The 21,712-nt window shown below is 33.2% G+C and carries 19 protein-coding genes; 12 read left to right on the top strand and 7 right to left on the bottom strand.

The features are described 5' to 3' along the window. Positions 1–47: 47 nt before the first annotated feature. The 5 genes from ACJJVJ_RS05325 (at position 48) to ACJJVJ_RS05305 (ending at position 5,368) form a co-directional block, all read left to right on the top strand. Positions 48–464 (top strand): hypothetical protein, encoded by a 417-nt coding sequence (locus ACJJVJ_RS05325; RefSeq protein ID WP_104515356.1) that lies wholly within the window; start codon positions 48–50, stop codon positions 462–464. A gap of 153 nt (positions 465–617) precedes the next feature. Further along, positions 618–1,901 carry a DEAD/DEAH box helicase gene (locus tag ACJJVJ_RS05320; RefSeq protein WP_405369432.1) on the top strand — a complete coding sequence of 428 codons (1,284 nt, stop codon included), beginning with the start codon at positions 618–620 and terminating at the stop codon, positions 1,899–1,901. 279 nt (positions 1,902–2,180) lie between these two features. After that, positions 2,181–2,330: a hypothetical protein gene (locus tag ACJJVJ_RS05315; RefSeq protein ID WP_170034572.1), complete on the top strand. Its 150-nt coding sequence runs from the start codon at positions 2,181–2,183 to the stop codon at positions 2,328–2,330. 741 nt (positions 2,331–3,071) lie between these two features. Next, entirely contained in the window at positions 3,072–3,611 is a 540-nt protein-coding gene (locus ACJJVJ_RS05310; protein ID WP_405369431.1) for a hypothetical protein, read from the top strand. A gap of 656 nt (positions 3,612–4,267) precedes the next feature. Then, on the top strand, positions 4,268–5,368 hold the full coding sequence (locus tag ACJJVJ_RS05305) for a slipin family protein (protein WP_405369430.1): 1,101 nt from the start codon (positions 4,268–4,270) through the stop codon (positions 5,366–5,368). Between the two features lie 102 nt (positions 5,369–5,470). Here the strand turns inward: ACJJVJ_RS05305 and ACJJVJ_RS05300 are convergent, their stop codons facing one another. Both ACJJVJ_RS05300 and ACJJVJ_RS05295 read right to left on the bottom strand, forming a co-directional pair. Then, positions 5,471–6,445 carry a YitT family protein gene (locus tag ACJJVJ_RS05300; RefSeq protein WP_405369429.1) on the bottom strand — a complete coding sequence of 325 codons (975 nt, stop codon included), beginning with the start codon at positions 6,443–6,445 and terminating at the stop codon, positions 5,471–5,473. Between the two features lie 156 nt (positions 6,446–6,601). After that, complete coding sequence (locus tag ACJJVJ_RS05295) at positions 6,602–7,798, bottom strand: hypothetical protein (RefSeq protein WP_405369428.1); 1,197 nt, start codon at positions 7,796–7,798, stop codon at positions 6,602–6,604. A gap of 199 nt (positions 7,799–7,997) precedes the next feature. On the opposite strand from ACJJVJ_RS05295, the gene ACJJVJ_RS05290 reads away from it, so the two are divergent. Then, positions 7,998–9,641 carry a SulP family inorganic anion transporter gene (locus ACJJVJ_RS05290; protein ID WP_405369427.1) on the top strand — a complete coding sequence of 548 codons (1,644 nt, stop codon included), beginning with the start codon at positions 7,998–8,000 and terminating at the stop codon, positions 9,639–9,641. A gap of 88 nt (positions 9,642–9,729) precedes the next feature. Here the strand turns inward: ACJJVJ_RS05290 and ACJJVJ_RS05285 are convergent, their stop codons facing one another. Then, positions 9,730–10,236 (bottom strand): hypothetical protein, encoded by a 507-nt coding sequence (locus tag ACJJVJ_RS05285; protein ID WP_405369426.1) that lies wholly within the window; start codon positions 10,234–10,236, stop codon positions 9,730–9,732. A gap of 140 nt (positions 10,237–10,376) precedes the next feature. Beyond that, positions 10,377–11,645 (bottom strand): aspartyl protease family protein, encoded by a 1,269-nt coding sequence (locus ACJJVJ_RS05280; protein WP_405369425.1) that lies wholly within the window; start codon positions 11,643–11,645, stop codon positions 10,377–10,379. A 12-nt stretch (positions 11,646–11,657) separates the two neighbouring features. Here ACJJVJ_RS05280 and ACJJVJ_RS05275 point away from each other — a divergent pair, with 12 nt between their 5' ends. The 3 genes from ACJJVJ_RS05275 (at position 11,658) to ACJJVJ_RS05265 (ending at position 15,039) form a co-directional block, all read left to right on the top strand. Continuing rightward, entirely contained in the window at positions 11,658–13,286 is a 1,629-nt protein-coding gene (locus ACJJVJ_RS05275) for an acyl-CoA carboxylase subunit beta (protein WP_104515348.1), read from the top strand. 151 nt (positions 13,287–13,437) lie between these two features. Further along, positions 13,438–14,229, top strand: a complete 792-nt coding sequence (locus ACJJVJ_RS05270) for a hypothetical protein (protein ID WP_104515347.1) — start codon at positions 13,438–13,440, stop codon at positions 14,227–14,229. A 9-nt stretch (positions 14,230–14,238) separates the two neighbouring features. Continuing rightward, positions 14,239–15,039, top strand: coding sequence for an alpha/beta hydrolase (locus tag ACJJVJ_RS05265; protein ID WP_405369424.1), 801 nt, complete (start codon positions 14,239–14,241; stop codon positions 15,037–15,039). Between the two features lie 214 nt (positions 15,040–15,253). On the opposite strand, the gene ACJJVJ_RS05260 is transcribed toward ACJJVJ_RS05265, so the two are convergent. From ACJJVJ_RS05260 to ACJJVJ_RS05250, 3 genes are all read right to left on the bottom strand, one after another. Beyond that, the gene (locus ACJJVJ_RS05260) at positions 15,254–17,080 is read right to left on the bottom strand and encodes a hypothetical protein (protein ID WP_405369423.1); all 1,827 of its coding nucleotides are present in this window, start codon (positions 17,078–17,080) and stop codon (positions 15,254–15,256) included. A 10-nt stretch (positions 17,081–17,090) separates the two neighbouring features. Continuing rightward, positions 17,091–17,657, bottom strand: coding sequence for a hypothetical protein (locus ACJJVJ_RS05255; protein ID WP_104515345.1), 567 nt, complete (start codon positions 17,655–17,657; stop codon positions 17,091–17,093). A gap of 185 nt (positions 17,658–17,842) precedes the next feature. Beyond that, a complete protein-coding gene (locus tag ACJJVJ_RS05250; protein ID WP_405369422.1) occupies positions 17,843–19,531 on the bottom strand; it encodes a hypothetical protein in 1,689 nt (562 codons plus the stop codon). A gap of 169 nt (positions 19,532–19,700) precedes the next feature. On the opposite strand from ACJJVJ_RS05250, the gene ACJJVJ_RS05245 reads away from it, so the two are divergent. Genes ACJJVJ_RS05245 through ACJJVJ_RS05235 form a run of 3 tightly spaced genes read left to right on the top strand, consistent with a single transcriptional unit; the run spans position 19,701 to position 21,704 of the window. Continuing rightward, positions 19,701–20,303, top strand: coding sequence for a hypothetical protein (locus ACJJVJ_RS05245; protein ID WP_405369421.1), 603 nt, complete (start codon positions 19,701–19,703; stop codon positions 20,301–20,303). Beyond that, on the top strand, positions 20,303–20,947 hold the full coding sequence (locus tag ACJJVJ_RS05240; RefSeq protein ID WP_405369420.1) for a hypothetical protein: 645 nt from the start codon (positions 20,303–20,305) through the stop codon (positions 20,945–20,947). Before ACJJVJ_RS05245 ends, ACJJVJ_RS05240 begins: the two co-directional genes overlap by 1 nt. 40 nt (positions 20,948–20,987) lie before the next feature. After that, positions 20,988–21,704: a sensor histidine kinase gene (locus tag ACJJVJ_RS05235; protein ID WP_405369419.1), complete on the top strand. Its 717-nt coding sequence runs from the start codon at positions 20,988–20,990 to the stop codon at positions 21,702–21,704. Positions 21,705–21,712: the final 8 nt, after the last annotated feature.

Raw genomic sequence — 21,712 nt, 5'->3', positions numbered from 1 at the left:
ATAATAAAATGGCCTGAGGTTTGATGAGCTTTTATCAAACCCAACCTATGAAAAAGCTGTTAATTCTCATCGGCGTTAGTTTATTAATAACTAGTTGTGATCCATTCTTAGACTGCATTATCGATAATCGACCACAACTTAATGATAAGGTGTTGTCTAATGGTTTTAGAGATTTTTATTATGAAGACAGTCTCAATGCAGAGATAAATAACGACCCTGCAGATAATGCTTATTATTACTATTTTTCAGTAGATGGATTGCCTGCCGGTATGGATTATGAATCTTATGGTCGTGAGTTAGTTATCTATGGTACACCTAGGGTTTCAGGACGTTTTACTCTAGATGTTTATTTAAACGTAGAGGCTCCAGATAGTTATTATGATGAGGATGATGGCCTCTTTGAAGACGGAGATGATTTGTGTAAAGATAGTACCAGTAGGCAGTATAATTTAAGAATTCAATAAGCCGATTTTATAGAGATAATTAGATGAGATTCCGCTTTCGCGAAAGCGCAATAGCTACTTATATCATCTCTTATAAATAAAGTATCGTTAAGAAAACAACTCTTTGATACGGTAATAGTTGCAATAGCTTACCTTTGCAGTTCAATATTATACATGACATTTAAAGAATTAGGGTTAGTAGAACCCATCTTGCGAGCTTTGCAAGACCAAGGATATGAACGTCCTACACCTATACAAGCACAAGCCATTCCAGTTTTATTAGAAGGAAAAGATTTATTAGGCTGTGCGCAGACTGGAACCGGTAAAACTGCCGCGTTTTCCATTCCCATCGTTCAAGATTTATATAACCGTGCGCCACCTAAAGGTAAAAGGCGTATTAAAACACTAGTAGTAACACCTACAAGAGAGCTAGCTATACAGATAGGTGAGAACTTTACAGCTTACACAAAGTATACTGATATTAAAAATACAGTCATCTTTGGTGGTGTAAAACAAACCTCTCAAGTATACAAATTACATCAAGGAGTAGACGTGCTAGTTGCTACTCCAGGTAGATTACTGGATTTAATAAACCAGCGTTATATCTCGTTAGATCACATAGAGCATTTTGTCCTGGATGAGGCAGACCAGATGCTGGATATGGGTTTTATTCACGACATTAAAAAGTTGTTGAAAATTCTACCTACAAAAAGACAGTCTCTATTTTTTAGTGCGACTATGCCTAGCAGCATAGTAAAATTATCTAATGAAATATTAGGTAACCCTGCTAGAGTAACTATCGCACCAGAAAAGACTACTGCAGAGAAAGTAGAGCAAAGAATCTATCACGTTAATAAAAAGAACAAGACAAAACTCTTAGTCGATTTATTAGGTGGTGAATTAAATGGCCCAACGTTAGTTTTTTCTAGAACAAAACATGGAGCAAATAAGATAGTAAAAGATCTGGATAAAGCTGGTATTAAAAGTGCCGCTATACATGGTAATAAATCTCAGGCAGCTAGACAAAGAGCTTTAAAGCAATTTAAAGATGGAGAGCTTACAGCACTTATAGCAACTGATATAGCCGCTCGTGGTATAGATATCGATGAGTTGAGTTATGTAGTGAATTATGATTTACCTAACGTACCAGAATCTTATGTGCATAGAATAGGTAGAACTGGTAGGGCAGGAGCAAGCGGTCTAGCCGTTTCTTTCTGTATGCTTGAAGAACGTCCTTTCTTAAAGGATATCGAGAAATTGATTAAAACGAGTATTCCAGTTGTGGAGGATCACGATTTTGAATTTAAAATGGAAGATGCTGCAGAGCCTAGCCTTAAAAAACAAGGTGGTGGACGTGGTCGCTCTCAAGGAAGAAATAATAATAGATCTAAGAGTGGTGGTAAAGGTTCTTCTAAAAGTGGTGGCTCTGGTCGCAATAGCAGTCGCAATCGCAGATAACAGTTGTCTTAGTTCTTAAATAGAATAAGGAAAAATCAATATTTTATAAAGGCCTTTTGTCATTTGATGAAAGGCTTTTTTTGTGCGAATAACTTAGGTTTTTGTGATAAAGAGTTTATAAAAACGTGTTTTAGTATGGGAATATGATTCTTTATTCAAAATACATAAATGTTAATTGTTTTGTAATCGAGGAATAATAGAACATAAATGAGGAATCTTGTGCGATCAAGAAAGCTTTAAAATGTCGCAACTTTGTACCATCACTTAAAAACAATTATTATGAAAACTCAAATAAAATCTATATTCAACCTTATTGAAATATTTAGAACAGGAAAAAGAAAAGTAAAACAAGCTATACAACCAGAATTATACTGTAAAACTAATAGCGTGCAAGATTACTACTGTGATCAAGAACACATAGGAATTTGATGAGGTAAATACACATCTCAATATTTTCTATATATTTGCAGCATTATGAAAAACAATACAATACATAACAACTTACTTCAGGAAGTACCTTCTTGGACAGATCTAGGAGGAGATTTTCCTTTGAGATCGAGTGGTTATCTATTTGTTTTTGACCCTATGTAAGATATAATTACACAGGTAAAACATAAAGAAAAACGCTTGATCGATAGATCAAGCGTTTTTTTTTGTGGGTCTTTCAAAATTTTTTCAAAGAAAATGAATGCGAAAAGATAAATGAGTCCATATCCTAAAACCATAACTATCAACGCGATAGTAAAATGGCAATTATCTGCAACTTGCGGACAGGTCTTCTAGTGTCTATTTTTAAAGTTATGAGTCTGATCATCAATAAATTAAATTCATTTTTTGTTTGGTAATTAAAAAATAACGACTTTATATTTGCACCGCATTTAAGAACAATGCAAAACAATTAATTTAAACAAGAAGTTGATGTTATACACACAAACACATATGGGTTTCTCGTCTTTAGAAGACCAGCTGCCTAGAGCCATAGGGCTTACACGACTTCGGTATTCTTTTTATTGACTAACTAGATATCAATAATGGAAAAATCCGAAGGCAATGAAAAATTTAAAAAATCATGTTTCGGATTTTTTTATGCGATAAACTCAAATAAAAATACCACATAAAGAAATCCGTAACGCACACTAGAGGTCATTTAAACCTCTTAATAAAACAGTTATGGACACTATTACACATAATACTTACTTAATAAAAGCCTTAAATAATTTTGAGTGGGATCTAGAAGAAACCGTAGAGTCATTAAACTATGCACTCTCTTATGATCCAGAAAACGCTTACACTTTATTTACCATGGCGCGATTACAGGCAGAGCGTTTTTCTAATTATCCTGCGGCAAAGGATTACTATGCACAGGCATTGTCTAAAAACCTAGATCTAGTAACCGCCTATCCTAAATACGTAAGTGTATTGATCTTAAATGAAGAGTATCATGAAGCGATGCGATTAATAGATTTTGCTTTAAAAATTAAAGGAACTAATAAAGCCTATTTATACATGCAGTTAGGTCTAGTTCTAGAACATTTAGGAAAATATAGACTTGCAGTTAAGATAATGAAACAGGCTTATTTAATAGCAAATGATGAACTTAATGAACATATAGATCATCAATTAAAACGTATTAAAGAAAAGATTAAAAGAACTAGAGAAACTTCTAAGAAAACTAAAGGCAAGAAAAAAGCCAAAAAGAAAAAGAAGTAGCACTAGATAAAAGAATCTTTTCTTTTAAAGCATCATTCAAATTTAGAACCTGTGTTTCTGTATAGCACGGTAGTATCATGTCCTGCGCAGTTGCGTATAGGAATTTTGATATCCTATTTGAATCGATAGGTTGATAGTAACCTTAATACTATCTCACACTGAAGATCGCTGGTTCAAATCCAGCACCTGCGAGAGCAGGTTAGCTAAGTCCGGTTATAGCAGCAGTACAATTGTGGGTTCGAGTCCTACCAAATCCTCATCGATTTGTGGCCAAACTGGTAAAGGCACTACAATACGGTTGTAGCTTGTATGAAGTTAAGTCACTTCTCAAAATGACTTGTATCAATCTTTAAAATTGATGTAGCCATGACCACGGCTTTAAAAGGTCCCCAAAACAGTAGGACATCTGTTTTTTGTGTTTAGTATATACCACCATATTAAGTTAAGTAGGTAAAGAAAAGCACCTTTATTTATAAGTGAGATGCCATCTCGTTATGATAAAATGATATAGTAGTTAGCTCTTTGTTGATCAAAGAATAAAACGCTATAGACTTAAATCATTATGCGGTCACAACTTCCTTAAAGATCTAGAAACCATGTTTTACTGTTTTATTTAATAGTAAATAACCAGCTTTTAAAAGCACAAATAGAGTAAAATGAAAAGAGTAAGAATAAGAGAAGGTACTAGAGGTATCGTCTTAAAAAACGGCAATTTTAATAGAGTATTGATAGCAGGTACCTACTGGTTAGGTTTTAATGAAAGACTCGTAGTATACGATATGTCTGTAAAGCAAGTGGGACCAGTTTCCATGGATTTAATGTTGGCTAACAAAGAGTTTGCAAATATGGTAAACGTTATTAATGTAGGTAGTACAGAGATAGTCATGGTAACTATAAACGGTGTCCTGTCAGAAGTACTTACCACTGGTAGATATGTGTTCTGGAAAGGGTTGATAGACTTCGCTTTCGCGAAAGCGGATACCGCATCCATCTATATAGATAACAATGTGCCAGTTGCCTTTTATGAACAATTGAGAAATTTATACCTATTGCGCAATGTAGAAATAGCCAGTGGTAGTAAAGGTCTTTTAATGGTAGAAGGTAAGTGCGTAGAATTGCTAGAAGCAGGAAGTTATTATTTCTGGAAAAATGCTACAAAAATAGAAACCATCGCTACCGACATGAGATGGAAACAAATGGAATTGAGCGGTCAGGAATTGTTATCTAAAGATAAGGCAACCATAAGAATGACTTTAAACACCAGCTTTAAAGTAATCGATGTACGCAAGGCATTGATAGAAAATAAAGACTTTGAGAAGCAGTTATATGCTGCCTTACAAATGGCATTGCGTTCTTATGTGGGTAATTATACTCTAGACGAATTGTTAGAAAATAAACAAGAAATCGCAACAGCTGTTGAGACAGAGGTCGCAGTAATAGCTGGTAGATTAGGAGTAGAGGTAAGCAATTGCGGTATAAAGGATATTATTCTAACTGGAGAGATGAGGGCGATTATGAACAAAGTTATTGTAGCAGAAAAAGAAGCGCAAGCAAATATCATTCTAAGGCGTGAGCAAACTGCCGAAACAAGAACGATGTTAAACGCAGCAAAATTGATGGAAGAAAATGAAACTTTGTTTAAGCTTAAAGAAATGGAATATGTAGAGAGAATAGCTGACAAAGTAGGTGAAATAAGTATTACTGGTAACGGTGGTATGGTAAAGCAATTAAAGGAGATTTTTGCTTTGGGTAAATAAAAAGATTCTTTCCTGTAAAAGGGAAAGAATCTTTTTTGTTTGCATGATGTTTATGTGAACAGAATCAGAATCTTTAATTTCAATCTAGTTAATTACTTAACTCTAATGCAAAGGTCTCTTCTTAATCATACCACCTTTTATGTCCTTAATGCTATTCATTATTACAAAGGCATTGGGTTCTATTTTTTCGATCTCAGTATTTAATTTATTTAATTCTAGTCTGGTTATTACGGTATAAATGATATCCATATCTTTTGAAATACCATCTTTTGCATAACCGCCTTCACCTTTATAAATAGTCACACCACGACCTAATTTATTGATAAGCATCTCTCTTATACGATTGCTTTGAGAAGAAATGATGGTAACACCTATATATTCTTCTATACCTTCTATAATAAAATCTAGAGTTTTAGAGGCCGCGATATAAGTAATCATGGAGTATAGCGCTATTTCTATAGATAGTAAATAAGCTGCAAATGAAAATATAATCACGTTTATTAAAATAATCACATCACCTATGGTCGTAGAAAATTTGCGACTTAAGAAAATGGCAAGTATTTCTGTACCATCTATAACCGCGCCACCTCTTATAGCAAGACCTATTCCTGCACCTAGAAAGAAACCTCCAAAAATCGCAACTAGTAAATCGTCATCAGTGACATTAGGAAAAGGAACTACTGCAACACATAATGCGAGTCCGATAATGGCAAGTGTTGTTTTTAAGGCAAAATGCTTTCCCATGATTTTATAACCCATAATAACAAAGGGTAGATTTACTCCTATAATTAAAGCATAAAGAGGTACATCTGTAATAGCGGCAAGGAGTAGAGAAATACCAGTGGCACCACCATCTATAAAATCATTAGTCAGTAAGAAACCTTTAAAACCAAATGAAGCAGAGAATATACCAATAACTATAAGAATAAAGTTTTTGATATTACGCTTTATAGAAACTACCAGTTCCTTGTATTTTTTGGCAAGCCTATATTCAGAAGGTTTTCCTTTAGGGTATTTTTTCTTATCCTTAAACTTAAGAGTAGTTTGAATAATAATATTAGTTAAAAGTTGATTCATTTATGAGGTTTGATTTTATAATTGTTTCCGTTGAATTGTTCGGGCATTTATTTGTGAAATAAGTTTCAAATCACAATCTTGAAAATACGTTTTTTTACTACTTTTAACTAGTTAATAGTTACTTAATTTCTTTATAAGTAGATAGCAGAAATAAATTTAATGAAAAGGTATTTGTAAAGATATTCCTGTTTCTAGATCTGGTGCATTATTAACGGTAAGATCTTCTTTTAAATAAATGGTGTAAGAAATCTTAGGTCTAGCATGTGTATATAAAAACGACCAGCTGCTCAGGTTTTTTATTAGCGTGGTGTAACCATAATGCCAGCCTTGATTAATAGCAGCATAATCACCTTTGAGATGAAAATAATCGGCTTCTTCTTTTTTAAAATACGAGGTCTGATTTTGATAATTAAGGCCCAAAATATTTTGATTACCGTGTACTGTTCTATGTGACCATTGCATCATAACCTCTCCTGAACCTAAAAAACGATTGTTTCCTAAGTCCAGATTATCTGTGCCGTCTATTGCATTTTTATATAACACACTGTAACCTATACCTAGCCATAAATTGCTTTTAGGATTAAGAATGTACTTTTTAATGGCATTTAATCCTATTCCTAGATCTAGAGAATTATTATAAGCACTCGTATTCCATCCTATTTGTGACTGTATGTTAAAGAATAAATTGCGATCATTCCACCTTTGTAATTTGGGGTAATAGCTGTGTGATAATTCTAGACCGGCTAAGATAATATCACCAGCCTCCATGGTGAGTGTTTTTCCATTGCGGTCGGTATAGTTTACAGCCACTTGATTAACGCCATAAAATTTCCTACCAAAAGGATCTTCTCCACCAGCAATATTACTATGAAACCACTCTATAGAATCGTCATTTGTAAAAGGCGAATTAAAGAAATTACCCTTAACCGTTTGAAAAGCCCGCAAGCCTATCTTTATCTCATTACTTTTACTTATAGGTATGGTTAACGCTGGTCTATACACTTTATACACCGCATCGATTTCCATACTTAATATTTGCGCTGGTGTTGTTTCTTGATCTACATAATTAAAAGGCCTGTAAAACCATGTTATATTTCTAAACTGGTTTCTTATTTCACGATCCTCTGGTAAAAAGGCCTGGACAGGTGCGTGAAAATTATTTCCAGATTGTATTTCTAGATGCAGTTCATAGCTCTTACTTACACTAGTCTTAAAATTTTGCGTCATGCGAGAAGAGAACAACCCTAAATGGTGCGTAGATGCTAGATGAGGTTTTATCAGTCCATTGATCTTTATATTTAAACTATCAGATTGTCCTAGCGCTATGGTGCTTTTAAGGAAAATAAAAAGCACGATACAAAACCTAGATAAATAACTGTTATTAGGGTTTTGATATAGCATCGTTTAGTGAATGGATTCTTTTTGCAAGATAGAATAAGTAAATAATAATTTTAGGTTCTATGAGATGGATTTCTATTCCGCTTTCGCGAAAGCGGAACACTTATCATTCTCCTAAAAAGATGTACTTTTGCACGCTTAAAAATCAAGCATTATGCGCAAGATATTCAATAATTTTACCAGTAATCCTAAGGATGATATTCTCTCTGGAATAACCGTTTCTCTAGCGATGATACCAGAAGTGGTAGCATTTGCTTTTGTTATAGGTATTGATCCTTTAGTAGCTCTTTCTGGTGCTTTTATGATAGGACTAATTACGGCATTATTCGGTGGACGTCCTGGATTAATATCTGGAGCAGCTGGAGCAGTAGCCGTGATTTTTGCAGATTTGATTATAGAAGGACATGATAAAGGTCTTGCTATGGATGTGCCAGTAGATAACATGCAATACATTTATCTATTTGCAGCGGTAATTTTAATGGGAATTATTCAGGTGCTAGCTGGTGTATTTAAGGTAGGTAAATTTGTTAGATTGATACCACATCCAGTAATGATGGGGTTTGTAAACGGTCTTGCTATTGTAATTTTCTGGGCTCAAGTAAAAATGTTTAGAAATAGAAACGCAGTTGTAGATGAAAATGGTGTTACAGAATATATAGCTACTTATATGCAAGGATCTCAATTATACATTATGATCGCACTGGTAGCGCTTACTATGGCTATCGTATTCTTTTTACCTAAGTTAACTAAGAAAATACCAGCAGCGCTTACGGCTATTATCGTAGTAACCGCTATTGTTATATTAGGTGATATGGAAGGTGTGAGTACGGTAGGTTCTTATATAAGAGATGGTGGTGGTACTGGTCTTAAAGGAGAGTTACCTACTTTTAATACAGAGTTATGGGATAAATTACCTATAAATTTAGAGACTTTTAAATTTATACTTCCTTATGCTTTTCTAGCTGCTGCGGTAGGATTAATAGAGTCTTTAATGACCATGAATCTTGTGGATGAACTTACAGAGACTCGTGGTAGTGGTAATAGAGAGTCTGTAGCACAAGGAGCTGGTAATATAATCAGCGGTTTATTCGGTGGTACAGGTGGTTGTGGTATGATAGGACAGACGGTTATTAATATCAATGCAGGTGGACGTGGACGTCTGTCTGGTGTCATGATGTCTTTAACCTTATTAGTCTTCTTACTTTTTACAGATGAATATATTGAGCAAGTACCTATTGCAGCGTTAGTAGGTGTTATGTTTATGATGGTTATCGAGACATTTGCATGGTCTAGTTTTAGAATATTACGTAAAATCCCTAAGTCAGACGCATTAGTATTAATTACCGTATCTGTAGTAACAGTGGTTTTTGATCTTGCCATCGCAGTATTTGTAGGTGTAATTATCTCTGCATTAGTATTTGCATGGGAAAGTGCAAAACGTATTAGAGCTCGTAAAAGCCTTAAAGCAGATGGTACTAAAGTATATGAGATCTGGGGCCCATTATTCTTTGGTTCTGTAACAGATTTTAATATGAAATTTGATCCTAAAAACGACCCTGATAAAGTAGAAATAGACTTTATAGAAGCTCGTGTGCAAGATCATTCTGGTATAGAGGCATTAAGAGGTATTGCAAATAAATATCTAGATCTAGGTAAAGAAATAAAGTTAACGCATCTTAGCCCTGAGTGTAAGGAGTTATTAATGCGCAACAATCCAGAATTTGATACGATTATAGAAAGTAGTATTGAAGACCCACGTTACCATATAGCAACAGACTTAATGGATGCTGAGGTATAGTAAATAACTTCTTAAAAAAAACAAAACCTCTATAAAGTAATACATCACTTTATAGAGGTTTTATTTTTATAAATAAGATGATGTAATACTACGCTTTATGCGTTTTAAAAGTCGTTTTTTTAGGCTCATCTTTTTCTTCTATATTCTTATTGCTTCCAGGAAAAATTAACGGAGTGCTGCTGTAAGTAGTACCAAAATTCACATGAGCCAGATAGACTTGTTTCACAGCATCTGCCACTTGTTTTTCTGTCAATTCTTTTAATGGATGTATAAAAACAGACCACAATAGATTTTCTGAAATGGCATACTTAACGTCTAGAGCGGTATGAAAATTTGCTACTAGAGCATTGGTTTTCATCTCTTCATCTAGTTTAGAATATTCTATTATAGGAGAAATAATGCGCATTCTATTATGGTTGACATCAGTTACACAAATAATAGGTATGTCATTGATTACAAATTGCCACCTACCATTCTCACCTTGAATGGTATCACTGACAGTTTTAAAAATAGTATCCAGTTTATCATTACTCATGTTCTGTGAGAAAGATAAATTTGTAATAAATAGCGCTGCTAATAAGAAGGTGTATTTCATAATAAAGAATTTAGATGTATGAGCCTTACTCCATAACCCACGCAGCAAGTATATGTAAATGGTCTCACAAAAATATTTCAAAACCTTAATTCTGGTTTTATAAATAACCCATTCTTTAAAACAACTGTTTAATATTCCTTCTATTTAAACAATTCTTTACGTAGTAACGTAATTTTATATTCTAGAGAATCACGCTGGTATGTTATGTTTACCGTATCTAATTCAGTGATATTATAGTTGTTCCATTTCTCACAGGCATTATCTTTATTAATATCTCTAAAGTCAAAATCGTTAATAGATAACAGTTGATCTCCTAGCTCTAATTCAATAGGTAATTCTTTGATAAGCCCTGTTACTATAGCTTTATTGTCTTTTATTCTAAAATTAAAACCAAATGAAGTTTCTTGAGTATCTTGATATTCCTTTACTTTCTTTAAGTAGATTTTTTGAGATGACCAGTCCATAATGATCTCATGTTTATTCATGAATTTATTCCCTATTAAACTACCATGATCTAGATCAATAATTTGAGTTTTCATATCTATAGCACCTATTTTTACACTGTCCATTTTTACCGTTCTCGTACTAACAGAGTCTATTGCATCATAAAGTCCCACACTAGAATTTCCCAATCTTGTAATTCCTACAGCATCTGGAAAATCGGCTAGTTTTTTACTTACATCTATATGACCAGTAAAACCTGTGTCATAAGTAAAAGAGGTGGTTAAACCATTGATAGTTCCTTTTACATAAGGCGTTTTTTGCATAGAAGTTGTAAAAGAAAGCGTGTCCTTATAAGAAGATAAATCGTAATTAGATAACTGTTCTGTAATGGTGATCTCGTGATTTTGATAGTCAAATTTCCAGAATGATTTTGCCATTTGGTTTGCCCCTATAATACCATCTATTTTCATGCATTTAAACTCAAAAACATCATCTAGACTAGCTACTACAGCACCTATATTATTGTATGTTAGATTACCTAATTTGATCTCTGGCACAATAACGACCTCCTTTTTATCCTTCTGTCCTTGAGAATCTGAAACAGATATTTGATGAGCAGGTTTTACATTTATATCTTTATAAATACTGCTAGAAATAACAGTAGGTGCTCCTGTATCTACTAAAAAATTGTACTTTTTTGAATTGATAACAACCTCAATTATTGCCAGATTATTATCGTAATTAAAAGGCAATACTTCTTTATAATACTCAGTAAGTAGGCTTCCAGAATTGTATGTTTTTGATAAACTGCCACAGCTTATTATTAAGAAAACAAAGGCTAGGTAGAGGTATTTTTTCATTCTATATGGTTGTAGGTTATAAATATAGAAATTATATGGGTCTCGCTTTCGCGAAAGCGGAACATTTACCATCGTTATAGTAACAAAATCCTTATTTTTGAGCAAAGACTTATTTACATGGATTTAGACTTCAATAAAAACGAAGATCATAATAAAATGCTGCTTTCTGACTTGAGAAGAAAGTTTGCTCAAGTAGCCCTAGGTGGTGGTAAAAAGCGTATTGAAAAACTTCATGCCAAAGGTAAGATGACCGCTCGAGAGCGTATCGATTACTTACTTGATAATGCAGAAGATGCTATAGAGATAGGTGCATTTGCTGGTGATGGTATGTATGAGGAGCATGGCGGCTGCCCTAGTGGTGGTGTGGTGGTGAAAATAGGTTATGTGCAAGGTAGACAGGTTATAGTTGTGGCAAATGACGCAACGGTAAAAGCTGGAGCGTGGTTCCCTATTACAGGAAAGAAAAACTTACGCGCTCAAGAAATCTCTATTGAGAATAGATTACCTATAATTTATCTAGTAGATAGTGCAGGTGTTTATTTACCTATGCAAGATGAGATTTTTCCTGATAAGGAACACTTCGGTCGCATATTTAGAAACAATGCGGTCATGAGTAGTATGGGAATCACTCAGATAGCTGCCGTAATGGGTAGTTGTGTTGCAGGTGGTGCTTATCTACCTATTATGAGTGACGAGGCGTTGATAGTAGATAAAACAGGAAGTATATTTCTTGCTGGTTCTTATCTAGTAAAAGCTGCTATAGGAGAATCTATAGATAATGAAACACTAGGTGGAGCAACGACGCATTGCGAGATTAGTGGTGTGACAGATTATAAGGCAAAAGACGATAAGGATGCTCTAGATAAAATCAAGAAAATATTTGATAAAATAGGCGATAGCGATAAAGCCGGTTTCAATAGAGTAGAAGCAAAGAAACCAGAATTAGATCCTGAAGGTCTATTCGGCGCGTTACCTAGAGAACGTAATGCTCAATATGATATGATGGAGCTTATTAATCGTATGGTAGATGCAGGTTCTTTTGAAGCGTATAAAGACGGTTATGGACAGACATTAATTACAGGTTATGCTCGTATGGATGGTTGGGCTGTAGGTATAGTTGCAAACCAGCGCAAGATTGTAAAAACTAAGAAAGGCGAGATGCAATTCGGTGGTGTGATTTATAGCGATAGTGCTGACAAGGCGACTCGTTTTATTGCAAACTGTAATCAAAAGAAAATACCTCTAGTATTCCTTCAAGATGTTACTGGTTTTATGGTAGGATCAAAATCTGAGCATGGTGGTATTATAAAAGATGGAGCAAAAATGGTAAACGCTGTTTCTAATTCTGTCGTTCCTAAATTTACGGTGGTTATAGGAAATAGTTATGGTGCAGGAAATTATGCGATGTGTGGTAAAGCCTATGATCCTAGATTAATTTTTGCATGGCCTACTGCTGAGCTTGCAGTAATGTCAGGTAATAGTGCCGCAAAAGTATTGATGCAAATAGAAAAAGCATCTCTAGAAAAATCAGGTAAAAAACTATCTGAAGAAGAAGAGAAAGCACTGTTTGCAAAAACGAAAGACCGTTATGATAAACAAGTGTCTCCATACTACGCAGCGTCTAGAATATGGACAGATGCGATTATAGATCCACGTGATACTAGAAAATGGATTTCTATGGGAATAGAGGCAGCAAATCATGCACCTATTACAAAGGATTTTAACCTAGGAGTTATACAGACATAGCGTACAGTAACTTTTATATAACAGAGTTTTAGATGTCAGTCTGAACTTGTCGAAGATGATCTGCGAATAGATATTCAGGTCCATTTCTATAAGTTCAGTATGACATTTTTTTATTGACTTTTTCTCAAGAAGTTTTTTTTAATAGTATTTCATGAAACAATTTTTCAACAGGTTCTTACTCATAGTAAATTTACAAACGGTAATAATCTCTTTACTGGCCGTTATCTCTACAGCGATATGTATCCATTATAAGTACGAGGCCGAGTTTCCATTAACTCTAGTAGCGACATCCATCATTTTTCCTATCGTGTTTTCTATAGGTGGAGCTTATAAACGTAGAGAGGCTGCATTAAAAGAATATGCTGCGATAAAAGGATATTTAAGAGCTATATTCTTTGTTTCTAGAGATTGGTTGGACCATCCAAAGCCTGAAAATGTGACTAAGATGAACACGATCATATTTGATTTTTTCAATAATCTAAGGACCATGTTTACCAGTCCTAAAGAGCAACTTATTGAAAACGAGAAGCTAGTTTATGATAGTTTTTCTGATTTTTCATTATACATAAAACATGAGTTGAGAGGTGAAGGGCTGTCTGCAGGTGAGTGCTCACGTACCAATCAATATTTACAAAAGATGATGGTATCTTTTGAATCTATTAAACACATTTACCAGTACCGCACACCTAGAACTCTTAGAGCTTTTAGTTCTTTATTTATTAAGGTGTTGCCCATACTTTATGGACCTTATTTTGCGTTTAAAGCAGAAGAGATGTCTTGGGGACTGGAATTTGTGATTCCTATCTTACTAACGATGATTCTTGTAAGTTTAGAAAATATTCAAGAGCACCTAGAAAATCCTTTTGATCAAATAGGAGAAGACGATATAAAGTTCAATGTAGAAAAATTTGTGGAGCGATTGAATCATAAATCAGATGATTAATAACTAAATATGTTTTTAAAGAAATTATTTAAGGGTCTTGTTATCGTTGCTATTGCAGGCTATGTGTTAGTTTGTAGTTTGCTTTATTTCTATCAAGAAAGTATACTCTTTTTTCCAGAGCAATTAACGCAAGAGCATAAATTTGAATTTAAGAATGATTTTATAGAAAGAGATATTGTCGCCAGATCTGGACACCGTATCAACACCTTATTATTTAAAAATGAAAACTCAAAAGGTGTCATTCTTTATTTACATGGTAACGCTGGTAGTTTAAAATCTGTAGGTAATGAGTCAGAGAATTTTTTACCATTAGGATATGATGTTTTAATGATGGATTATTCTGGGTACGGGAAAAGCTCTGACCAGATCACAAATCAAGAAGAACTTTTTGAAGATGCACAAGATGTTTATGATGACCTTAAAAAGACCTATACAGAAGATAAGATTCATGTTTTAGGATATTCTATAGGTACAGGTATTGCAGCACATCTTGCATCTAAAAATAAACCAGCAAAACTAATATTACAATCACCATACTACAGCATGACCGATATGATGAAACGTAAGTATTCCTTAATACCGACGCTTATTTTAAGATATGATCTTGCTACAAATGAGTATTTAAAAGAATGTGATATGCCTATATATTTATTTCACGGTGTAGAGGATAAAGTAATACCCATAGAATCTTCTGTAATGCTGAGCAAAGAATTTGATATTCCATTATATAAATTAGAAAATCAAGGCCATAACGGTATGGGAGGTAATATAGAAGCATTACAAAAGCTCAATGAAATTTTAAATAATTAAAAAATAGTTATTTGAATAGGAGAAACAGATGTTTCTTGATACAAAAAGTAAAAACCTCCATTAATTATAAATGGAGGTTTTAGAATTAATAACGTTCCCTAATTGTTATTAATCGTAATGTAAATTAAAATCTTAATTTTTTTAAGATTTTGATATGAAGTAAAAAAATTGATTTCATCAAATATTTATAGATTTATAACAAATCAGTTTCTGCTTATTTTTTAGTAAACCAACTGTCTACTGTTCTGGTATACCCCAATTGAATAAAAGTAGACCCATCGTTCCCGAAGTCATTTCTTGATGTACCATCTATATTACCAACAATAGGGTATGTAGGGAAGTATTCAATTGATAAAATTCCGTGATGATCATGTTTCCATTCAAAACTATAGCCTGTATAACTAGGAGTATCTCCGCTTATATTATCATCTTCTAATTGTTGTACAAATAAATTATCATCATCACTAGTTATTTTATCAAACATGACACCAATAGTAATGTGATTTCTTGCTGCAGTTCTAGAGTTACCGTACCAGCTGAATTGCGTACCTAAACTTAATCGATTGAAATTATAATTTGCTTTACCAGATCCCAGTTCTTCAGAATCTAGCCACGCATTTGCACTATATGATCTATTTCCTATCTGGTAGTCGACGTATCCTTTTACCCATTTTAAACCTCCATAAGCTCTCGCACCTAGGTCATAGGAAAGTCCAAAAGAGTCAAAGAATGGTGAGAATCCAGCTCTTAATGTACCGTAACCATAGCCACCGTAGTGTCCTGTTTCATAACCGAATTTAGGATTAACATCAAAATTAATATTAACAATTCCGTAATCTGTAAACTCTTCTTTAGTTCTAGCATTATCACTGCTATCAAAAGTAGTGGTGCTAGAATTAAATCCTATACTAGTTATAGTACTACTGTAACCAAAATCTAAACCAAAATACAGTCCTTCTCCTTTAAAAATTCTATCAGGATTAGCTCGGCCAGAACCCTGATAAACGACTCCTGCTAGCATATAAAGTACAGTTGCCGAAGATGCCGCAGCGCTGCTTGCTACAGCCATGTTTTGTTTGTTCTGAGACGCTACTCTATCTTCATATTCTCGTCTTGCTTGTTTTCTTTCGGCAGCTTTTCTTTGTTTCTCTTCTTCAGCTGCTTTTTCTTGTTGGGCTTTGCGCTCTTGCGCTTCTCGTTCTTCATTTATCGTAGCTTGCTTTTTTTCTACTTCATCTTTTTCTACCGCAACTTTTGTAGCCTCATCTTTTTCCTTTTTCTCTTTTTCCTTTTTGGCTTTTTCAACCTTCTTTTTTTCTTCCTCTTCTTTACGTTTCTTTTCTTTTTCCTCATTTAAACGTTTCAAGGCTTGTTCTGTATTTGAGATTTGATTTTGATAATTACGATTAAGATCTTTATTTTCAAGCTTTTTTAAGATACTTAATTTCTCATTTAAATCTTCTTCAGAATTACCTAGAGCATTTAATTCATTTCTTAAAATGGCTATTTCATCTTCTTTTTCTTTTTCTACTAATTTTTGATTTTTATAAGACTCTGGAGTTTGCCCACAGCTTAAATCATTAGTAATACTAGGTACTCCATATCGTTCTTGATCACTTTGGTTATATTCAACCTGAATTTGATAAACTCTAATAGTAGGATATTTTTCAGTATAATTATTTCCACCAAGACCATCATATGTAGCGCCAGACCTAATGGTATGAGAACCGCCATTACCTAATCCCCACATAGAGGTAGCTACATTAACATCATAATTGCTGTTATTGGTAACCTCTACTTTGAATTTATATGGTTTTTGTTTGTCACTAGAAGCTCTGACATAAACCTGTACATCTAAGAAGTTGAAACAATTTTGTCCATTTGTAGAAAGTCTGATATATTTGGGTGCTACAAAAGTAGAAACTCCATCCACCAAGGTGTTTCCTGGAAAATGAGTAACTTTTACATTAGTACTAGTTTGACCATATATTTGTAAACTAGTAATAAGAATTGTTAAAAGTAACAGTTTTTTTAAATTCATAATTAATTTGTTAGTTGGTTAATCGTTTTTTGATAGGTTCTAGGGTTTCAGAAATACGTCCACTATAAAAGGATATTTTAATTTCAGGGTTGATAATTTCAATTTTCAGCTTGTAAAATAGTTCTTGGTTATCTTGATGGATGCTGAAAGTTTTATATATTTTATCACGATCTTCAGTATCTAACCAGTTCCTGTCAAGTCCTCCCCAAGACCGATTGTCAACCGATTTAAAGATCTTTCTAATGTCTACTGACTCCTGACCATTTGTAAATCTTAATGTTGTTATTAAATCAACTTGAGGTGTTTGAATGGGAATAGGGAAGTTTTGATGAGGTAGGTTTGTAGCTAATTTATTCTTGAAAGAGTACTCAATCAGTTGAAAATCTTTTAACCCTGCCATAATGTTTATTCCTTGAAATAAATCCGTGTTGAGAACTAGATTAGCTTTGAAGGTAAAACTACCGTTGTACTTTGTGTCAACGGTTTGAGAAATGATACGTGTACTTATTATTTTTTCTGTTTGAGACCAGCTAACTGTAGAAATGAAAAAGGCAATTATGATTATTATTCTTGGCATCGTTATTTTTTAAATGATATGATATAATGATGATGTATACTCTTACTCAAAAGTTTTGTGGTAAAAAGAAGATTAGAGCTGATAAAAGAGAGTGAGTTATTTATCAAGGTTGTAGTTTTTAATTTTCGGTAAGATTAATTAATTAAGAGTCGTGAAGAAATACCCTGTTTAGGGTATATTTTTAGTTAATTGCTCCCTTTGATTTTTCCAGCTCCCAAAGAAAATCGATAGCCTAGCTCTGCTTGAAAGAAGTGTCCATCAGAATTTATACTTAGATCATCATTTGTCCTAAAACGTGCAAAAAGAGAGTTTTTCTTGCTCTTTACAGGATACCACTCTAATTCAAATTGATTACCAAGAACTAAAAAGTTTTTTGGATCACTAATGTTTTCAAGATCATTCTGACTATCTATATGGTAATCCATGAGATCCAATGTATAGGTAAGTGACAGATTTTCAAATCGCTTTAATTCTATTCTTAAGCCGCCACCCAATCCTAATGAAGAATATCGTTCTGAATTTTCTTCATCTGTTTGTAAAAGAGCAGATTGATACCAAGAGCTAAAGAATAAGGAAATATCGGATAATGCTTCCTTTTTAACTTTGTAAGTAACAAGATCAATGTCTATACCAGTTCTAAATGTTGATTTTTGTAATAGATCGATATCTTGAATTAAAGATCTATTCAAACCTATTCCTTCGCTTTCAGTTTTTACAAGTTTGTCTTCCCCTTCAAATCTTGATATGATAGCAAAAGGTCTTACTTTCTTTAATATGAATAAATTTGTGTTCCTAACGTTTGCGGTCTGAAGAAAAAATATAGCTTGTGCTTCAAAAGATGCTAAACCATTTTCTTGAGAATCTGCTAATGCTAGTGCGTCTGTATATGCTCTAAATTCTATCACGTTATTAAGAGCTGTAGATTGCTTCACTCTATAAGCCGCTGGGGCATTAGAATTAGTTGATTTATCATTTACATCATTTAATGGAAAACTAAATGTCATATCATCTGGCACGTAATTACCACCTATGTCGTATTGATAAGTAATAACATCAGATACTCTTAATACATGATCTTCAAATTTTTCTGAATAGTTTGTTTGTTCATTTGCATAAGATAAATAGTTAAGACTAGCGGTTTTGTCAAAATGAAGAAAGGATATAGGTGTTCTATTTGTGAATAGGTGACTATTCCCTTTTTTATCAATTAAAATTACACGTATGTCAACAATACTACCTTCTTTTAATTCTAAGTCTACTTTTTTAAAGTTAAGTGGTATAGTGTCTTCCTTTTTTTTACCAGGGAAAAGAAGAATGTTAACTTCTTTATTTTTTTTCGGTATAATAAAGGTACCGAAATGAGTTTCAGAATCCTTCGATATGCCATCAGTAATTGCTTTTATATAGGCGTTACTTTCATTAGAATTATTTATTTCAATCGCCTGATCTGGAGTTAATAATAAGTATTCATTTGGCTTAATTTCTGGAGATTCAACATGTTTAAATAAATCATCAATGTCAACTTTATTTTTATCTGAAAGCAATTGATCAAGGCTAAAGTAACTGTCTAGAGCATTATATGATATACCAGCTGTATGATACATTTCCATTTGAAGACTCACTTTATTAGTAAGATACTGTAGGTCTAATTCTGCTTTTAGAATCTTTTTAAGTTCAGAAACAAATGCATCTGGATTTTTTTTTGATGCTTTTATGATTTGGTTCTTATTTTCTTCTAATATTTTAATCTGAGAGTCATATTTTTCTTGATAGTCTGCAAATTCTTTTTTAGCCTTTTCTTTTAAGTCTTTAATAGTTTGCGCGGTTGTACTGATACTCACTAATAAGAATAATGTGAATAGAATTGATCTCATAATTAGGATGTTTAAATTTTCAACACCACAAACCTAATTACTCCATACGCCTCTTATTCAAGGACTTTCCCTAATTGATTTAAGACTATTCTTTTAAGAAATAGGGTTTTACCTATTTATGTTAAAATGTTAATGTGTAGATTTATGGTCTAACTTTAAAACTTTACTTATGGAATTTCTTTATTTAAATAATGATCCACGACCGTTCGATGCAATTTTTAAAAGTGTAATTGTAGAGAGAAAATATGGTTTGTACAGATGTGATTTTTCAAATCTTTTTGAACTCGGAACTAAAATTAATTTTCTCCATTCTCACTCAGATATGAACGAAGAACGTCAAATGGAACATTCTTTAATTGTTCATAATAAATCTGAATATTTTAGTCTTATCGAAAAAGCAATTAACTCTAAGGATTTTAACGAGCAAAAGGGCTTTATCAGAGGTATTCAATCACTTTTAGAAACTCCGCAGCCAACATATAGCGTTTTTTCTCAATGGATTCACGACGATTTACCTTTATCTTTATCTATTGGACTTAGAAGTGCTGATACTTTGCCTAACTATAAAGAGTTAGTTCCTGTGTACAACTTTTTTTCACAAACTTTCGTCCATGCTTTAAAGCAGGTTTATGGAGACGTGAATATTCAATTCGTCATTATTGAGCCGTATGAAAACACTAAAATATTAGCTATGAAAGTTGAAGGCAACGGTAAAACAGGATACTACAATCTATCGTACAAAAAACCATATAAAGGAATTGCTTTAATCTGATGTTAGAAGAATTAAGTCCCATAACTATTTTAGCCATTGTAAGTTTAATCCTTGCAGTGGTTTTCTATTCAAAACGCAAAGCTTATATATATGTTTTAGGGATATTATTTATTAACGTTGTAACTGAAATTTCTTTACTTATAGCTACTGTTGGTGAGGCTAATGATTTAATATTTTATTTATACAATCAATATGTGATTATTCATCAATTGCTTTGGCTCTTGCTAATAGTAACATTGTTATATATTAATAAAAAGGAATTTTTAATACCAATAGCTTTTGCTCTTTTGCAATTACTATTTGTATATATCACACTGCCTTCAGATTTACATGTCTATTGCTTTTTAGTTAGTTTCGTTATTTATTTGGGTTATTACTTGTATAAACACTATAAGAAGTTAAGCTCTGAGAATCTATCATACTTTTCTAACTCAACTTTTATATTGCTTAGTGCACCATTAATTTATTTTTTCTCATTGGCATTTATTTTTGGCTTTCGCGAAAGCGAAATAAGAGAAGTAGAGTTCTTTGGGTTTTATTTTGAAGAAATTTTAAGTAGAACAGGTAGTTTTATATTTTACATATTAATAATCGTGTATATTTTTAAGTTACGTAAAGAAAAGAAAATACTCAATCATGTATGATACTGCTGTAGGAATAATACTATCCTTTCTCTTCGTCTGTATGGCGCTACTATTCTGCGCCATACTGATAAAAGTTTATGTTGCCAAAATCAAAAAATACAACCAAATCCTTTTTGACAAACAACTGGAACAACAAAAAGCCGTCAGTAAAGCTGTGCTAGAAACTCAAGAAGAAACGCTTAATAACATCGCTCTAGACTTGCATGATGATACTGGACAGCGTCTTACCTATTTGAACTTGCAACTGGAGCAAATCAAATTACAGCAACCAGAATTAACAGCAATCATACAACCTGTTAGTACAACGGTTAATGATCTTGCTATTAATTTACGTGACTTAAGTCATTCCATGACTTCAAATTCTTTAATAAAAACGGCGTTATTCAAGGTTATAGAAAAAGAAATAGCACGAGTAAATAGGCTAGGAGTAGTGGTTTGCAGTATAGACATTTCTAACAGAGAAGATTTCTATTTTTCTCTAGATGAGAAGATCATCTTGTACCGTATTTTTCAAGAGGTGCTCAATAATATGCTTAAACATTCTAGAGCTAGTGAGTTTACTATAAATGTATCAAATCCTGAGCAACCTTCTTTTTCTTTCATAGATAATGGGAAAGGATTTGAAATAAATAATGAGTCGCTTACTAATGGTTTTACGAATATGAAATTGCGTAGCGAATTGATAGGTTATGAACTTCAAGTAAAGTCTCAAGAGCAAAAAGGGACACACATCCAGCTAGTTAAAGAAATAGCTTAATTTTAAAG

The sequence above is a fragment of the Nonlabens sp. Asnod2-A12 genome (assembly GCF_045063745.1).
GTDB lineage: Bacteria > Bacteroidota > Bacteroidia > Flavobacteriales > Flavobacteriaceae > Nonlabens > Nonlabens xylanidelens.
Note: the sequence above shows the minus strand (reverse complement) of the source record. Positions and strands in the feature narration are given on the sequence as shown.

What these genes read in the sequence shown, in the direction of transcription:
- ACJJVJ_RS05260 (WP_405369423.1), bottom strand. Translation starts at nt 17,080, where the DNA reads ATGAATTTAAAAAAACTGTTACTTTTAACAATTCTTATTACTAGTTTA.
- ACJJVJ_RS05310 (WP_405369431.1), top strand. Translation starts at nt 3,072, where the DNA reads ATGGACACTATTACACATAATACTTACTTAATAAAAGCCTTAAATAAT.
- ACJJVJ_RS05290 (WP_405369427.1), top strand. Translation starts at nt 7,998, where the DNA reads ATGCGCAAGATATTCAATAATTTTACCAGTAATCCTAAGGATGATATT.
- ACJJVJ_RS05305 (WP_405369430.1), top strand. Translation starts at nt 4,268, where the DNA reads ATGAAAAGAGTAAGAATAAGAGAAGGTACTAGAGGTATCGTCTTAAAA.
- ACJJVJ_RS05320 (WP_405369432.1), top strand. Translation starts at nt 618, where the DNA reads ATGACATTTAAAGAATTAGGGTTAGTAGAACCCATCTTGCGAGCTTTG.
- ACJJVJ_RS05275 (WP_104515348.1), top strand. Translation starts at nt 11,658, where the DNA reads ATGGATTTAGACTTCAATAAAAACGAAGATCATAATAAAATGCTGCTT.
- ACJJVJ_RS05255 (WP_104515345.1), bottom strand. Translation starts at nt 17,657, where the DNA reads ATGCCAAGAATAATAATCATAATTGCCTTTTTCATTTCTACAGTTAGC.
- ACJJVJ_RS05265 (WP_405369424.1), top strand. Translation starts at nt 14,239, where the DNA reads ATGTTTTTAAAGAAATTATTTAAGGGTCTTGTTATCGTTGCTATTGCA.
- ACJJVJ_RS05245 (WP_405369421.1), top strand. Translation starts at nt 19,701, where the DNA reads ATGGAATTTCTTTATTTAAATAATGATCCACGACCGTTCGATGCAATT.
- ACJJVJ_RS05300 (WP_405369429.1), bottom strand. Translation starts at nt 6,445, where the DNA reads ATGAATCAACTTTTAACTAATATTATTATTCAAACTACTCTTAAGTTT.
- ACJJVJ_RS05250 (WP_405369422.1), bottom strand. Translation starts at nt 19,531, where the DNA reads ATGAGATCAATTCTATTCACATTATTCTTATTAGTGAGTATCAGTACA.
- ACJJVJ_RS05270 (WP_104515347.1), top strand. Translation starts at nt 13,438, where the DNA reads ATGAAACAATTTTTCAACAGGTTCTTACTCATAGTAAATTTACAAACG.
- ACJJVJ_RS05315 (WP_170034572.1), top strand. Translation starts at nt 2,181, where the DNA reads ATGAAAACTCAAATAAAATCTATATTCAACCTTATTGAAATATTTAGA.
- ACJJVJ_RS05285 (WP_405369426.1), bottom strand. Translation starts at nt 10,236, where the DNA reads ATGAAATACACCTTCTTATTAGCAGCGCTATTTATTACAAATTTATCT.
- ACJJVJ_RS05240 (WP_405369420.1), top strand. Translation starts at nt 20,303, where the DNA reads ATGTTAGAAGAATTAAGTCCCATAACTATTTTAGCCATTGTAAGTTTA.
- ACJJVJ_RS05325 (WP_104515356.1), top strand. Translation starts at nt 48, where the DNA reads ATGAAAAAGCTGTTAATTCTCATCGGCGTTAGTTTATTAATAACTAGT.
- ACJJVJ_RS05235 (WP_405369419.1), top strand. Translation starts at nt 20,988, where the DNA reads ATGGCGCTACTATTCTGCGCCATACTGATAAAAGTTTATGTTGCCAAA.